This window comes from Vibrio sp. YT-18, assembly GCF_033337345.1.
Lineage (GTDB): Bacteria > Pseudomonadota > Gammaproteobacteria > Enterobacterales > Vibrionaceae > Vibrio > Vibrio alginolyticus.
The window spans coordinates 1-1,015 of the sequence record NZ_JAWOQO010000306.1; the positions used below are offsets into that span (position 1 = coordinate 1).

Genomic DNA, 1,015 nt, shown 5'->3' on the forward strand with positions numbered 1-1,015 from the left:
TTGGGTATCGCGAACGATGATCGCATTCAGCCCCGGCTCCGCTTCTACGGTTGCACCGCCGTGCACAGACGCAGTTTTGCCGCGAGGTTTTGCTGCTTCTGCGGGTAATCCGTTTACAGGCGATGTTTGTACAGACGCAGAATCCGTAATTTGAGTTTGAACACCGCCAACCACACGGCTCAATACCGAAGCAATCCCCGGAACGGTAATGCTTTGGTCGCGATACGAGATACTTCTGTCCGTCGCCGAGGCATATTTAAGCGGAATGAGTTCCACAAATAGCTCATCCGTCGAGTTGGACTTTTGCAGCAATCGGCTCTCTAACGCTTCTGCGGTTTGCACTACCAACTCAACGTAACGTGGCGGCCCAGCTAGATAGACCAGCCCTTTATTCTCGGCAGCGCGCCAACCATAACGAGCATCCCAAACACCGGTAGAAATCAAGGTACTGCGAAGCTCGCGCGCGGTAAGCAGTTCCAATTGCAGCAACCGGGAGCGCGTTTCTGTCGCTTTGTAAACGTGCAGCACTGCGCCATCGAAGTACCACATCAAGTTGTAAACTTGCGCTAGGTAGTCGAGAAATTCCGCTGGATCTTCTGGCGTGAATCGACCACTCACTCGGTCATTCACTTTGTCGCTCACCGACACCGATACTCGGTAGTTGGCACCAAAGTTGTTAAGCAGATCTTTCAACGAATCATTATCGGCATAGTAACGAAACGGTTGTTCTGGCCAATTGAGCTCTGTCGCTTGTACAGAAAACATCGGAACGACACACAGCGCGCACAATGTCATTTTGGCGGCAATGCGCCCTATTTTTGGCATGAGAGTTCGCATTACGGTAACCACACATGATGACTGATGGTGTGATTAACACGCTCGTGTTCAAGCAATTCCATGTAGCGTTCACACACGTTGGCATGTTGCGCAAGAAGTTCTGCAAACTGCTCATTTGAAGTGTTTTCTATCATCGCTTTGCCTTGCAAAATCAATTGTTGATCAGCGTTTGTGGTGA

Annotated in this window: 2 pseudogenes; both read right to left on the reverse strand. The window is 50.2% G+C overall.

From position 1 onward, the window contains the following. Positions 1-795, reverse strand: a pseudogene (vscC, locus tag R7M72_RS26185) (SctC family type III secretion system outer membrane ring subunit VscC); the annotation flags it as partial. 41 nt (positions 796-836) lie between these two features. Then, positions 837-1,015 (reverse strand): annotated as a pseudogene (vscB, locus tag R7M72_RS26190) (YscB family type III secretion system chaperone VscB); the annotation flags it as partial.